General features: G+C 67.5%; 17 protein-coding genes. 10 read left to right on the forward strand and 7 right to left on the reverse strand.

Going from position 1 to position 13,125, the window contains the following annotated elements:
* The first annotated feature begins 3 nt into the window (after window positions 1-3).
* From LG3211_RS13345 to LG3211_RS13385, 9 genes are all read left to right on the forward strand, one after another.
* Complete coding sequence (locus LG3211_RS13345) at window positions 4-861, forward strand: HvfB family MNIO-type RiPP peptide maturase (protein WP_148648893.1); 858 nt, start codon at window positions 4-6, stop codon at window positions 859-861.
* Window positions 854-1,642: an HvfC family RiPP maturation protein gene (locus LG3211_RS13350; protein WP_057943273.1), complete on the forward strand. Its 789-nt coding sequence runs from the start codon at window positions 854-856 to the stop codon at window positions 1,640-1,642. Before LG3211_RS13345 ends, LG3211_RS13350 begins: the two co-directional genes overlap by 8 nt.
* Window positions 1,639-2,295, forward strand: coding sequence for a ferric reductase-like transmembrane domain-containing protein (locus LG3211_RS13355; protein ID WP_057943274.1), 657 nt, complete (start codon window positions 1,639-1,641; stop codon window positions 2,293-2,295). Before LG3211_RS13350 ends, LG3211_RS13355 begins: the two co-directional genes overlap by 4 nt.
* A 68-nt stretch (window positions 2,296-2,363) precedes the next feature.
* Window positions 2,364-2,789: an organic hydroperoxide resistance protein gene (locus LG3211_RS13360; protein ID WP_057943275.1), complete on the forward strand. Its 426-nt coding sequence runs from the start codon at window positions 2,364-2,366 to the stop codon at window positions 2,787-2,789.
* Window positions 2,790-2,950: 161 nt separating this feature from the next.
* Complete coding sequence (locus LG3211_RS13365; RefSeq protein WP_057943276.1) at window positions 2,951-3,742, forward strand: alpha/beta fold hydrolase; 792 nt, start codon at window positions 2,951-2,953, stop codon at window positions 3,740-3,742.
* Between the two features lie 3 nt (window positions 3,743-3,745).
* On the forward strand, window positions 3,746-4,468 hold the full coding sequence (locus LG3211_RS13370) for a cytochrome c biogenesis CcdA family protein (RefSeq protein WP_057943277.1): 723 nt from the start codon (window positions 3,746-3,748) through the stop codon (window positions 4,466-4,468).
* 19 nt (window positions 4,469-4,487) lie between these two features.
* On the forward strand, window positions 4,488-5,045 hold the full coding sequence (locus LG3211_RS13375) for a thioredoxin family protein (protein WP_057943278.1): 558 nt from the start codon (window positions 4,488-4,490) through the stop codon (window positions 5,043-5,045).
* A gap of 104 nt (window positions 5,046-5,149) precedes the next feature.
* The gene (locus LG3211_RS13380; protein ID WP_057943279.1) at window positions 5,150-5,890 is read left to right on the forward strand and encodes a response regulator; all 741 of its coding nucleotides are present in this window, start codon (window positions 5,150-5,152) and stop codon (window positions 5,888-5,890) included.
* Window positions 5,887-7,218, forward strand: a complete 1,332-nt coding sequence (locus LG3211_RS13385; protein WP_057943280.1) for an ATP-binding protein — start codon at window positions 5,887-5,889, stop codon at window positions 7,216-7,218. The genes LG3211_RS13380 and LG3211_RS13385 overlap by 4 nt, the downstream gene beginning before the upstream one ends.
* A 1-nt stretch (window position 7,219) precedes the next feature.
* On the opposite strand, the gene LG3211_RS13390 is transcribed toward LG3211_RS13385, so the two are convergent.
* The 5 genes from LG3211_RS13390 to LG3211_RS26420 form a co-directional block, all read right to left on the reverse strand.
* Complete coding sequence (locus LG3211_RS13390; RefSeq protein WP_057943281.1) at window positions 7,220-8,269, reverse strand: saccharopine dehydrogenase family protein; 1,050 nt, start codon at window positions 8,267-8,269, stop codon at window positions 7,220-7,222.
* A 158-nt stretch (window positions 8,270-8,427) separates the two neighbouring features.
* On the reverse strand, window positions 8,428-8,934 hold the full coding sequence (locus tag LG3211_RS13395; protein ID WP_057943282.1) for a GNAT family N-acetyltransferase: 507 nt from the start codon (window positions 8,932-8,934) through the stop codon (window positions 8,428-8,430).
* 156 nt (window positions 8,935-9,090) lie between these two features.
* Window positions 9,091-9,912, reverse strand: coding sequence for an AraC family transcriptional regulator (locus LG3211_RS13400; protein WP_057943283.1), 822 nt, complete (start codon window positions 9,910-9,912; stop codon window positions 9,091-9,093).
* 75 nt (window positions 9,913-9,987) lie between these two features.
* The gene (locus tag LG3211_RS13405; protein WP_057943284.1) at window positions 9,988-10,716 is read right to left on the reverse strand and encodes a hypothetical protein; all 729 of its coding nucleotides are present in this window, start codon (window positions 10,714-10,716) and stop codon (window positions 9,988-9,990) included.
* Window positions 10,717-10,778: 62 nt separating this feature from the next.
* The gene (locus tag LG3211_RS26420) at window positions 10,779-11,051 is read right to left on the reverse strand and encodes a helix-turn-helix domain-containing protein (protein WP_057943285.1); all 273 of its coding nucleotides are present in this window, start codon (window positions 11,049-11,051) and stop codon (window positions 10,779-10,781) included.
* Window positions 11,052-11,087: 36 nt separating this feature from the next.
* On the opposite strand from LG3211_RS26420, the gene LG3211_RS26425 reads away from it, so the two are divergent.
* Complete coding sequence (locus LG3211_RS26425; protein WP_057943286.1) at window positions 11,088-11,357, forward strand: hypothetical protein; 270 nt, start codon at window positions 11,088-11,090, stop codon at window positions 11,355-11,357.
* A 26-nt stretch (window positions 11,358-11,383) separates the two neighbouring features.
* On the opposite strand, the gene LG3211_RS13420 is transcribed toward LG3211_RS26425, so the two are convergent.
* Together LG3211_RS13420 and LG3211_RS13425 are read right to left on the reverse strand one after the other, a co-directional pair.
* The gene (locus LG3211_RS13420; protein ID WP_148648894.1) at window positions 11,384-12,259 is read right to left on the reverse strand and encodes an MBL fold metallo-hydrolase; all 876 of its coding nucleotides are present in this window, start codon (window positions 12,257-12,259) and stop codon (window positions 11,384-11,386) included.
* Window positions 12,256-13,080 (reverse strand): MBL fold metallo-hydrolase, encoded by an 825-nt coding sequence (locus LG3211_RS13425; protein WP_057943287.1) that lies wholly within the window; start codon window positions 13,078-13,080, stop codon window positions 12,256-12,258. The genes LG3211_RS13420 and LG3211_RS13425 overlap by 4 nt, the downstream gene beginning before the upstream one ends.
* Window positions 13,081-13,125 lie beyond the last annotated feature (45 nt).

Consider the following 13,125-nt stretch of genomic DNA (forward strand, 5'->3'; position numbering starts at 1 on the left):
GCGATGAACGACTTCCACGCTTCCACCCACGCCGGTCTCGGCCTGCGCCGCGGCCTGTTGCCCGAACTGCTGACGATGGACGAGCACGCCGTGGATTTCCTCGAATGCGCGCCCGACAACTGGATCGGCGTCGGCGGCCGCTTCGGCGAAGCGCTGGCGCAGTTGTCCGCGCGCTTTCCGCTGAGCTGCCACGGTTTGTCGCTCTCGCTCGGCGGCACACAGCCGCTGGATACGGTGCTGTTGACTCGCACTCGCAAATTTCTCGATCGCCACCAAGTGAGCCTGTACAGCGAGCACCTGAGCTACTGCAGCGACGACGGCCATCTGTACGACCTGATGCCGATCCCGTTCACCGACGAAGCCATCCACCACGTCGCCGGCCGCATCCGCCAAGTGCAGGATCTGCTGGGCCGGCGCATCGCGGTGGAGAACGTCTCCTACTACGCCGCGCCGTATCAGGCGCTGAGCGAAGCCGACTTCATCCGCGCGGTGCTGGCCGAAGCCGATTGCGATCTGCTTCTGGACGTCAACAATCTTTTCGTCAACGCCTGCAATCACGGCTACGACGCCGGCCAATTCCTGGCCCGGCTGCCGGCGCAGCGCATCGCTTCGATGCACATCGCCGGCCATTACGACGAAGCCGAGGATCTGAAGGTCGATACCCACGGTGCGCCGGTCAAGGGCGAGGTGTGGTCCCTGCTCGAACAGGCCTATGCGCGTTTCGGCGTGCGCCCGACCCTGCTGGAGCGCGATTTCAATTTCCCGCCGTTGAGCGAGCTGCTGGCCGAAACCGATCGCATCCGCGCGATGCAGGCCGCGGCGATGAGCTCGGCCGACCGCCGCGAGGCCAGCCATGACTGAGCGTCTGCGCGAACAGCAATACACCCTTGCCCGCCACCTGCGCGATCCGGCCCGGCACGCGCCGCCGCCGGGTATCGAAGAGCGCCGCCTGCGAATCTATCGCGAGTTGTTCTTCGGCTCGATCGAATCCCTGCTCGCCGGCAGCTTCCCGGTGATCCGCCAGACCCTGGACGAAACCCGCTGGCGCGCGCTGGTGCGAGCGTTCTACGCCGACCATCGCAGCCAGACGCCGTTGTTCACCCGCATCGCCGCCGAGTTCGTCGCCTTCGTGCAGCACTACGAGGCCTTGCGCGATGACGCGCCATGGCTGGCGGAACTGGCGCATTACGAGTGGGTGGAGATCGATCTGCAACTCAGCGACACGCCCGCATCGGCGCATCGCGCCGACGGCGACTTGCTCGACGCGATGCCGCTGCTGTCGCCGCAAGCGCTGGCGCTGGGCTATCGCTGGCCGGTGAACCTGATCGGCCCGCACCTGCAACCGCGCACACCGCCGCAGTTGCCGACCTTGCTGCTGGTGCATCGCGACGCCGGGCACGAAGTGCGGTTCGCGCAGATCGCGCCGCTGACTTATCGGCTGCTGCAGTCGCTGCACAACCATCGCTGGTCCGGCCGCCGTCACCTGCACGCGCTGGCGGAGGAAACCGGCGGCGACGCCGACCAACTGCAGGCGCAGGGGCTGGCCTTGCTGGAACGGCTTCGCGAGCAAGGAATCGTGCTCGGCACCGCCGCGGACGATGCGCCGCCTCCTTCTTTCACTTCCACTCGGAGCGACCCATGAACCTGCAAACCACGACGCCGCTGACCAGCGGTTGGAAACTGTTCGGCGTGATCGCCGCGCTGATCCTGGCCATGTCCGCCGCCATCTTGTGGGCGCATGCGGATCCGGTCGAAGGCGTGCGCAGCCTCATCCGCGCCACGGCCCGCACCTCGTTCACCCTATTCCTGATCGCCTTCACCGCCTCGGCCTTCGTCGCCCTGGTGCCGGCGCCGTGGTCGAAGGCCGTGTTGCGCGAACGCCGCTACATCGGCCTGGCCTTCGCGTTTTCGCATCTGGTGCATGCCATCGCGATCTACAGCTACGGCCGGCTCGCGCCGGAGTTCTGGCCCGGCCGCACCGGTTTCGCGAATGTGCCCGGCTCGGTCGGTTACCTCTTCATCGTGTTGATGACCGTCACCTCGTTCAAACCGGTGGCGCGCCGCCTCAGCGCCGTTGCCTGGAAACGCCTGCACACCACCGGCATGTGGGTGATCGCGGCGGTGTTCGCTTCCTCGTATTTCAAGCGCATCCCGATGGATTCGGCCTATGCGATCCCGTTCGGGATCCTGCTGGCGGCGATCGCGATCCGCCAGGTCGGCAAGCTTGCGCAAGCCAACAAACGCCGTCAGACCGCAACGCGCGGCGCCGCTCAGTACCCAACCGAAGCCGCGTAGCAACTCACGTCACTCAACCCTCCGGCGACCCGATCCCACGTCGCCGCTCATCCTCCCGGAGCATCGCCATGATCAAGCAAACCGAACAAGTGCTTTACACCGCCCACACCCACACCACCGGCGGCCGCGACGGCAGCGGCCGCTCCAGCGACGGCGCCATCGACGTCAAGCTCAGCACGCCCGGCTCGGGCCGGCCGGGCAGCAATCCCGAGCAGTTGTTCGGCATCGGCTATTCGGCGTGCTTCATCGGCGCGATGCAGTTGGCCGGCGCCAGGCTCGGCATCAAGCTGCCGGCCGACGCCGCCATCGACGCCGCGGTGAGCCTGGGCAAGACCGACGGCGGCGCCAGCTACCTGCTCTCGGTGAAGTTGACCGTGATCCTGCCGGGCCTGGACGACGCGCGGAAGCATCAGCTGGTCGAAGCCGCGCATCAGACCTGCCCGTACTCGCATGCCACCCGCGGCAACGTCGATGTCGAGTTCGAGATCGTCTGACTCCACGCCGGCCCCGCGTGCGCACCGCGCACGCGGGTTTGTGTAAGCCAATGTAACCGCGCCGCTTACGACAGCTTCGCTTACAAAAACCGGCCGCCGCGAAACACCGCCGATACGCCGCGCCGCTGCAATAGCCGCTCACTCCCAACGAGATTCTCCCCATGCTCCGCACCGTATTGTTCAGCGCCCTGGCTTGCGCATCGTTGCTCTCCACCACCAGCGCCGCCACGGAAAAAAGCGACGCAAGCGCGCCTGCGACCGTGGTCCTGGTCCACGGCGCCTTCGCCGACGGCGCCAGTTGGAACAAGGTCATCGCCATCCTGAATTCCTGGGGCGTGCCGTCGATCGCGGTGCACAGCCCGTTGACCTCGCTGCAGGATGATGTCGACGCGACCCGTCGCGCGATCAAGGCCGCGCCGGGCAAGGTGGTGTTGGTAGGCCATTCCTGGGGCGGCACCGTCATCACCCAGGCCGGTGTCGATGCGCAGGTCAGCGCGCTGGTCTACGTCGCCGCGTTCGCCCCCGATGTCGGCCAGAACAGCGCCGATCAGGGTCGCGATTTTCCGGTTCCGCCCGGACTGAGCAGCCTGCAGAACCGCGACGGATTCCTGTGGCTCAGCCAAGCCGGCGTCGCGCGCGATTTCGCACCGGACCTCAAGCCGCGCGAGTCGCGCCTGTTGTTCAACACCCAGGCGCCGATCAAGGCCAGCGCGTTCGGCGAAGCGGTCACGCAGGCCGCGTGGCGGACCAAGCCGAGCTGGTACGTGATCGCGCGCAACGACCGCATGCTCGCGCCGCAACTGCAGGCCGCGACCGCGCAGCGCATCCACGCGCAGGTGAGCTCGACCGGCTCCAGCCATGTCGCGCCGCTGTCGCAACCGCGCGAGGTGGCGTTCGCGATTCTCGAAGCGGCCGGCGTCAAAACGCAAGACAGCGTGCAAGAGGGAGGCTGAGCCATGTTCGCGCACGGCATCGCCGAATACGCCCTGGCCGGCGTCGCCGGCCTGGCCACCATCGCCTCGCCCTGCATCCTGCCGGTGCTGCCGATCGTGCTGGCGGCCACCTCCGGACGCAGCCGCGCCGAACCGATGTGGATCATCGCTGGCTTCACCGCCAGCTTCGCCGCCGGCGGCATCGCCATCGGCGCCTTGTCGGCGTTCTCCGGCGAACTGCAATACGGCATTCGCAACGCCGCCATCGTATTGCTGCTGCTGGCCGGATTGGCTTGCTGGTGGTCGGCGCCGTTCGACTGGCTCGCAGCGCAGGTGCAGCAGCGGCTGTCCACTCGCATCGCGCGGACCTCGGCGCAGACCGTGCCGCGCACCGGCAAGGGCGGCGCGTTGTTGGTCGGCGCCTCGCTCGGACTGGTCTGGACGCCGTGCGCCGGGCCGATCCTGGCCTCGGTGCTGGCCCTGGCCGCCTCGGCGCAGGCGCCGGCCAAGGCCACCGCCCTGCTCGGCCTTTACGCGCTGGGCGCCGGCGTGCCGCTGCTGGCCATCGCTTACGGCGGCCACTGGGTGTCGTCGCGCCTGGCGTTCTTCAACCGCCATGCGCTGCCGATCCGCCGCGCCTTCGGCGCCATCGCCGTCGCGGTCGCGGTGCTGCAACTGCTGCAGTACGACGTCGTCTTCTCGGCCTGGGCCACGCAATGGCTTCCCGCTGTGTCCACCGGACTTTGACTTCACGAAGGAATTCACCATGAACAAGACCCTGAGCCTGCTCAAACCCGTCTTCTGCGCGCTGTGCCTGTGCCTCGCCGCCGGCGCCTGCACGCCCGGCGCTCACGCCGAGCCGGTGCACGGCACCCAGACCTTGCCCGCGCGCAAGGCGCCGGAGTTCGAAGGCATCGACCGCTGGATCAACAGCCCGCCGCTGACCATGGCCGGTTTGCGCGGCAAGGTCGTGCTGGTCGAGTTCTGGACTTACTCGTGCATCAACTGCATCCATGTCATGCCCTACGTGAAGCAGTGGCATCAGCGCTATCAACCCGCCGGCCTGACCGTGATCGGCGTGCATACGCCGGAATACGGCTACGAGAAGATCGCGCGTAATGTCGATGCGGCGGTGAAGCGCTTCGGCATCGAGTACCCGGTCGCGCAGGACAACGCCTTCGCCACCTGGAACGCCTACCGCAACCGCTACTGGCCGGCGCTGTATCTGATCGATCGCGACGGCCACGTGGTCTACGAGCACTTCGGCGAAGGCGGCTACGCCCAGACCGAGGCCAAGATCCAGCAACTGCTGCAGGCGCGCTGAGCCGGCGTCACAGCGCACGCGCCGCGACGCCTGCGCTTGCTGGGGCATAATCGCGAACAGGCCGAGTCCGGGCCTGGCGTCCTTTCCACCGGCGGGATTTGTGCATGAAACAGCTCGATCACATCCTGATCGTCGATGACGATCGCGACATCCGCGAAATGGTCGCCGACTATCTGCAAAAGAACGGCCTGCGCACCACCGTGGCCGCCGACGGCCGGGAAATGCGCGCGGTGCTCGACACCCACGCGGTCGATCTGATCGTGCTGGATGTGATGATGCCGGGCGAAGACGGCTTGGTGCTGTGCCGCAATCTTCGCGCGAGCAAGCACCGTTCGATCCCGGTGTTGATGCTGACCGCGCGCGACGACGCCACCGATCGCATCATCGGCCTGGAAATGGGCGCGGACGACTACGTGGTCAAGCCGTTCTCGGCGCGCGAGTTGCTGGCGCGGATCAATGCGGTGATCCGTCGCACCCGCATGCTGCCGCCGAACCTGCAGATCAGCGAAGCCAGTCGGCTGATCGCGTTCGGCCAGTGGCGATTGGACACCAGCGCGCGTCATCTGCTCGATGAGCAGGATACGGTCATCGCGCTCAGCGGCGCGGAGTTCCGTCTGCTGCGGGTGTTTCTCGATCATCCGCAGCGCGTGCTCAGCCGCGATCAACTGCTGAACCTGACCCAGGGCCGCGACGCGGAGCATTTCGACCGCTCCATCGACCTGCTGGTCAGCCGACTGCGCCAGCGCCTGCAGGACGGCGCGCGCGAGCAGACCTACATCAAGACCGTGCGCAGCGAGGGCTATGTGTTCTCGATGCCGGTCACCCTGGTCGGCGACGAGGCATGAACGCCGCGGCCGCCCAAACGCCATCGAAATGGCTGCCGCGCAGCATCGCTTCGCGGCTGTACCTGATCCTGTTCGCCGGCCTGCTGCTCGCGCACGGATTGTCGTTCGGCCTGTTGTTCTATGAGCGCTACGTCACTGCCACCTCGATGATGCTCGGCAATCTGGAGCAGGACGTGATCACCTCGGTCGCCGTGCTCGACCGCATCCCTGCCGCCGAACGCGCGGAATTCCTTCCGCACCTCACCCGCCGCACCTACCGCTACGTGCTCAGTTCCGGCGAGTCCGGCAGCGCCGAACTCAGCGAACGCGCGCAGAACATCACCCGCCTGATCGGCTCCGCATTGGGCCCGCGTTATCCCGTGCGCGCCGAGACCGTCTCGCGGCGCCCGGAGCGCATCCAGGTTCACCTGACCCTGGGCGACGGCCATCCGCTGACGATCGAAGTCGCGCCCTCGACGATGCCGATCGCGCAATGGCTGCCGTACGTACTGGCGATCCAACTGGGCTTGCTGCTGCTGATCACCTGGCTGGCGGTGCGGCTGGCGACGCGGCCGCTGGCATGGCTGGCCAACGCCGCCGAATCGCTGAGCCCCAGCGGCGGTAGCGAACCTCTGCGCGAAGGCGGCCCGACCGAAGTGGCCAAGGCCGTGTCGGCGTTCAACGCGATGCAGGACCGCATCGCCGCCTACCTGAGCGAGCGTCTGCAGATTCTCGCGGCGATCTCGCACGATCTGCAGACGCCGATCACGCGCATGAAGCTGCGCACCGAAGCCATGGACGAATCGCCGCTGCGCGCCAAGCTGATCGACGATCTCGACGAAATGCAGCACCTGGTGCGCGAAGGCGTCGCCTACGCGCGCAGCGCCCACGGCGCGTCCGAGCCGCCGCTCAAGCTCGATCTGGACGCGTTCCTCGACAGTCTGGTGTTCGATTACCAGGACACCGGCAAGGACGTAGTCCTGGCCGGATGCGTCGGCGCGCCGATCTTTACCCGCCCGCACGCGCTGCGCCGGGTAATCGGCAATCTGATCGACAACGCCGTCAAGTACGCCGGCGCGGCCGAGGTGGAAGTCGTGCGCGCCGCCGACGGCGGCATCGCCGTCAGCGTGCTGGATCGCGGCCCCGGCATTCCGGAGCTCGAACTCGACGCGGTGCTGCAACCGTTCTATCGCCTGGAGGCCTCGCGCAACCGCGACAGCGGCGGCGCCGGCCTGGGATTGGCTATCGCTCAACAGCTGACGCTGTCGTTGAACGCGAAGCTGGTCCTGGAAAACCGCGAAGGCGGCGGTTTGCGCGCCACCTTGTCGCTGCCCTCGGCGAAGGCCTGATTCAATCCAGGCCGCTGAGGCCGAGGTAGTCCGGCGCCAGCGCGCGCAGGAAATCGGCCGCATCGAAGGCCTGCCCGGGCGCGATCACGCCGTCGCCGCGGCGCCGGCCATCGACGATGCGTTCCAGGGCCTCGACCAGCAGCGGCGCGGTGACCGCGTAGATGTCCTGCCCCTGCGCGGCGACCCGGTGCCGCCTAGCGCCACCGCGGACCTCCACTTCGATCGCGAAGCGCTGCGCCGAGCGGCCGTGCGCATCGGCCGCCATCGGCGGCGGCGTGGCCGGATCGCGCAGATCCTTCAGCGGCGTCAGATTGAGATACGAATGCACCTCGGCCACGCGCAGGTGCTGAGCGATCAGCGGGATTTCGCTGAAGGGCAATGCGACCACGTCCTGCTTGGCGAACGGCGCGGCGAAAGTCCATTCGCGCGTCGGCGCCGGATCGGCGAGAAACTGCAACGCGCCCCCGCCGATAACCAGCCGCCGCGCGGTATTGCGCTGCCCGGTCAGGCGCGTGCCGGCGGTGGGGTGCCAACTGTCGAGCGCGATGGCGATATCGATCGCGTCCGCGCCGGCTTCATCGCCCACCGCCGCGGTGGCGAGCAGATCGGCGAGGCCGCCGTAGAACGCCATCGCCGGAATCACGGCGACGCCGGCCTGCACTGCCGCATCGTGATAGCGCTCGAACGCGGCGATCACCGGCTGCTGTTCGGCCGCGGTGTCCAGGTAGTGGATGCGCGCGCGCAACGCCGCTTCGATCAGCGGCCCGCCCGATTCGCTGAAAGGCCCGGCGCAGTTGAGCACGGCGACGGCGCCTTCCAGCGCGCGATCGAGCGAAGCCGGATCATCGACGGTCGCCACCCGCTGCTCCAGCCCGGGGAAATCCTGCGCCAGGGCGGCCAGCTTGGTCGCGTCGCGGCCAGCCAGGATCGGCTCCCACCCGTGCGCGAGCAGATGCGCGACGGTGAACCGTCCGGTATGACCGTAAGCGCCGAATACGCTTACGCGCCGGGAGTTCGAGGGATGTTGCGCAGCCGCGGGATCGATGGACATTGGGTTCTCTGGGAGCCGGTAAAAAGGACAAGCATAGAAGACACCAGAGCGGGCGGCGGCGCTGTCGAAATATTTAGTTCCTCGTCCGAGCTGCGCTGGCGATCTGGCGGTTGAGCGTTTGTTCCATCGAACGCAGGCCGACCGCCGCCTCGCGCAGCCTATCGACCAACCTCATCGCGAGACGCCAGCTCCAACACCACCGAGGTATCGATCTGTCGCTCGGGGATATCCCAATAACTGCGCAGCAACGCAGCCGCGCGCGCCTGCGGCACCAGCACGAAGCCGTTGCGCTGATAGAACGCGATCGCCCAGGCGGCATCGGCCCAGGTGCCGACCAGGACCGGGCGCTGGGCGTTCTCACGCAGATGCCGCAGCAGCGCCGCGCCCACGCCGGAACGCTGGCGGCCGGGGCGCACATAGGCGTGACGGATCAGATCGACGTCGCGCACCGGCTGGATGCCCATTACGCCAAGCAGTTCGCCCTCGTGTTCGTAACCGGAAAACGCCACGCCGGCGGCGATCTCCTCGCGCAGTTCCCGCGCCGGCATGTACGGCTCATGCCAGCGGTCGGCTGGGATCACGCCGCGGTAGGCCTCGGCGGCGGCATTGATGATCGTGAGGATCGCCTCTTCTTCGTCGGCGCGGCAGGGACGGATCGGATTCATCGCCGGCTCCCCGCCGCTGCGCGCGGGGCTGGATGGAAGGACGGCGCGGAATGGAGATTGGGATGGGGACGGCGGTTGCGCATGAGTACGGGCTCGTGTGATCGGAGCCCTACTGTCCGCAACGCCGCGCCGGCGGTCTTGGATAAAAGTGCGCGCTCAGCCCAGGCGACGCGCGTACCGATTCGGGGTGACGCCGAACTGGCGCACGAAACAACGGTTGAGATGACTTTGATCGCAGAAACCGGCCTGCAACGCGGCGTCGGCCGCTGAGTGGCCGAGCCGGATCAGCCGCCGCGCCAGGGCGATGCGCCGCTGCACGATGTAGGCATGCGGGGTCAGGCCGAACTCGCGCGCGAAGCCGCGAATCAATTGATAGCGGCTGACGCCGGCCTCGGCGGACAGCTCGGCCAGCGACAGTTCCGCCGCCGGTTCGGCCTCGATGCGGTCGCGCGCGCGTCGCACCGGTGCGGTGGCGCCGGCAGCCGCCCGCGCCGGCGTGGTCGCGTTGACGTCGCTGGCGGCGAGCAAACGCAGCAATGCGGTTTCGCGCGCCATCGCCGCGGCCGATCCGCTTATCGCCGCCGATCCGGTCAATACCGCATAGGCCGATTCGAACACGCGCCGCACGCGTTCATCGCCGAACACCGCCGCGGCGAAGGTCAACGGCCGCCGCGCGCCGTCGGCGATCTGGATCCGGGCCTGATCGACCATTTGCTGATCGAGATACAGCATCCGCCATGCCCGCGGCCGCCCGCCGATCGCGCGGCCGTCGTGGACCTCGCCAGGGTTGACGAAGATCAACTGCCCCGGACCGGCCTCGACCTGACGGCGGTCGCTGGCGGAGGCGTGGCCGCCGGCATCGACGACGCCGATGCCGTATTGATCGTGGACATGGCGCGGATAAGCGCGCGCCGTCACCGCGCTCATCGCATCGATGCCGGTCAACGCGGTGGCGAGGTAGCGGATCTGTTCGGGCATGGGCCAACGGGGTGGCGCGTGGGAGGACGGTTCCTTCGCATCCTACCGCGCCGCGGCCGTTGAAGCGGCGATCGCTCAGCGCGTGGTTTCCAGCGGCGGCCAGACGTAGCAGCCTCCGTCGCTCGACCTCATGGCTTGCATGAAGATATCCGGAGGAAAATAACCGCGCCCGCACAAGGCGCCGGAAAACTCCGGACCGCCCTCGCCTTCGGTCAGCACGACGAAGGGCTTCTCGGCGGCATCGGTGAAGATGAAGAAAATATCGCTGCCGCCCAGCCCGCCATCCTCAAAAATCACCCGCACGATCGAGGCCCAGGCGAAGCTCACATCCACCTCCGGCTCGCGCGGCGGCCGGGCGCGTATGCGCACCTGCGTGTCGTCGAAACTGACCTTGAACCATTCCTTGACCGTCGGCGGCGGGCCGCGAATAGCCTGCATGAACATGCCCACACCGCCGAGTATCGCGATCACCGAACCCGCCAGCCCGAGCAGGCCGTGTTTCAGGCCGATGTCGCCGCCCTGCCACAGCGTCCACAGCAGCCATGCCAATCCGGCGACGCCGCCCAGCGCGAAGACCGTAGCGATGACGTATTGCGGCAGTTGCAGCAGCAGTCGCCGCCACGACCAGACCTTCATGTCGGTGGCGCGCACCAACTCGGCATGCAGATCGCTGGCGTACAACCAGCCGGCGCAAAAGCTGAAAGGCAATCCCAGCAGCCACCAGGGGCTGCCGGTGATGCGCAGCATCAACAGCGACAAAGGCAAAACCGCGACGGCCGCGGCGAGTTTGTGTCCGGTCTTCATCGTCCCTGCGTCGCCTCGGCCAACACGTCGCCTTCGTCCTCGTTATCGCCCCGCCTCATCGCTCAGTCGCGCCGCTGCAAGGCTTCGCGCGCCTGACCCGGCGTCGTGCCGGTCCAGCGTTGGAACGCGCGGATGAACGATGGCGGTTCCTGATAGCCCGGCGCCGCGGCGATGCGCTGGATGTCGATATCCGGGTCGGCCAGCATCCGCATCGCGTCGCGCTGGCGCGCGTCGTCGAGCAGTTCCTGGAAGCCACGGCGGCGTTCGGCGGCGCTGCATGCTGGCAGGGGTGTGATGACGCGCATCGTTCCCTGATGGCCCTTGATGCTAATCATGTTGACACGCTCGGTACCGATTGCAACTCCCGGGTCGTGGCGAAACTGAATCCATTGGCCTGCGACCGTCCCAGCCCGCAGGCCGCGGAGAGATTGCTGCGCGCGGAAATGGAACGGGTCAACACGCAGTTGGAGAATCACGAAAAGATCGCTCGCCTGTGCATCGTCGGCGAGCCGTGGAGCATCGGCAACGGCATCATGACCCCGGCGATGAAATTTCGACGCCACGTGGTCGAGCAGCGCTACGCCGACTGGGTGGCCGACGGGCGCGCGGAGACTGTCGTCTGGCAGGACCCGATGGCTTGAGCGCGCCGTCGCCTCGCTGACGCGCGTCAGGAACCCCAGTCCAACCATTCTCCCGGCGCCATCGGCTGTATCGCGATCGCCGCAGCCGACTTCGCGCGTGCAGCCTTGCGCAACAAGCCGATCGGATCGTCCAACTCCCGATACTCCTCGTCCATGCCCGCTATGCCGTAGTGGATCGGAATCAGACGGCGCGCGCCGAGGATGGTCGCGGCCGCCACCGCCTGCTCCGGCGTCAGCACGCCCGGCAGGCCGCTGACCGGCTTGCGCCAACCGAAACGCGCGCCGTTGACCGGCAGAAACGCCGCATCGAACGGGCCGAACTGGCGCGCGATTCGCCACCAGTGCCCGTGCCAGAGCGTGTCGCCGCCATGAAAGATGCGGCGACCGCCGGCCGACACCACCCACGACACCTGCGGATCGCCGTAACCGTCCGAAGCCGGCACGGCGGTGGCGGTGAAGTCGCCGAGCAGTTGCGGCTCCCACAACGCGCTCGGCCGCGCCCGCGCTTTTTCGGGCATGGGCTGCGGCTGGATTCCGGCCGGAAACACCAGCGCCCCGCCCTTGCTCAGCGCCTGCGCCGCGGCCATCGGATCGAAATGATCCGGATGCGCGTGGGTGATCGCGACATAGGTATCGCCCACCGCATCGCCGACCGGAATCAAGCGATCCTTGAGCGCGGCGCCCCAGGCGTCGGGATTCATCAACGGGTCGATGAACAAGGTCGCCTGCGGCAATTGCAGGCGGATGCCGGCCCACGCCAGCCGCTGGATTTTCAGTTCATTGCCGTTGCCGGCCGCGAACACCTTGCCGGGCAGCAAGCTCGCCGCCGCGAAGCCGGCGCAGCCGCACAGGAATTGCCGGCGCCCGATGCCGCGGCCGGACATCGCATCTTCGCGGTTCATGCCTGCACCGCCCGCGCCGCGAGCGCCGCGTCGAAGGCGAACACCGACTGCGCGATGACGACGTCCAGATTGCGCCGATGCCATTCGCGCTCGAACGCGCACGCTTCCACCGGCGGCGCCAGACAGGCTTCGATGGGAATCGAGGCGATGCGGGCATCGGCTTCGTCCGCGGCGAAATCGAGCCGCAGTTGCGTGACATGGTGTTGCAATCGGTCCAGATAATGCACCGCGTTGTCGAGCACGTCCGCCGGAAATTTGCCCATATGCCCGCCGACGACGGTGCCGCGGCCGAACTGGCGAATACGGCCGATCGCGGCGCGAATCAACGCCGGATCGGCCTTGGACAGATAGACGATATTGCCGACGATGTTGTCGCCTACGCAGACCAGATCGGCGCCGGGAACGTCCACGCTGATGTGGTCCATGGTCTTGCCGGGGTTATGGATCAGACTCAGCTCATGCCGGCCCCAGCGCAGGCTCATCGCGCTGTCGAACACCGCCCGCGGTTCGCGATAGAACGCATCGACCCGCCGGTTCTGCGAAAGAAAGGTATGGCGATGATGACGGTGCGCGATGGTCAGCGCGTCGGGGAACAGCGAAAGTCCGGCCATGTGATCGCTCATGAAATGCGTCGCCACGATCACCCGCACCGTCTTGCGCAAGTCCTCGCACAGCACCCGGCGCAGCCAGCGCGCATCGTCCTGGCTGCCCAGCGAATCGATCAGCAGCGCGTGCTCGCCGTCGAGGATCGCGGTGGCGACCGACTCGTGGTCGTCGCCGACGAACATCAGCACGTCGCCGGCCAGTTCTTCGAATTTCATGATGCGCGTCCGCCGTTTCGGTGGCCCCATCATTTCCAGCGCCGG

The sequence above is a fragment of the Lysobacter gummosus genome (assembly GCF_001442805.1).
Classification (GTDB): domain Bacteria; phylum Pseudomonadota; class Gammaproteobacteria; order Xanthomonadales; family Xanthomonadaceae; genus Lysobacter; species Lysobacter gummosus.